Here is a 308-nt window from a genome sequence, read left to right as displayed (position 1 = left end):
GATCATTCGAACACATGTTCTACCCTGAGCCGGTGAGGAGGACTCCGGGGACGCCGCGGCACGTCTGGGTGAACGTCACCGGCGACCCGGAGTGGGCGCGCGCGGGGCTCGCGCTCACCACCCGCGAGGTCGGGACGCGCACCGAGGCGTGGACGGTGAGCGCCGTGGTCGAGCGGCCGAGCGGCACGCTCCGGGTGCGCCAGGGCTGGACCCGCGCGGAGCACCTCGCGGAGTCCGGTCCTCCCCCGGCGCCGCGCGCCCCTCGGCACGTGCTCGTGCGCCTCGGACCGGACTCGCTCGACGTCCAC

Annotated in this window: 1 protein-coding gene; it reads left to right on the top strand. The window is 75.3% G+C overall.

The window, feature by feature from the left end:
* Window positions 1-32: 32 nt before the first annotated feature.
* Window positions 33-308, top strand: a 276-nt coding sequence (locus Q0L15_RS19680) for a hypothetical protein (protein ID WP_296606290.1), incomplete at its 3' end; no start/stop codon positions are given.

This window comes from Nocardioides sp. (assembly GCF_024509035.1).
Lineage (GTDB): Bacteria > Actinomycetota > Actinomycetes > Propionibacteriales > Nocardioidaceae > Nocardioides.
Note: the sequence above shows the minus strand (reverse complement) of the source record. Positions and strands in the feature narration are given on the sequence as shown.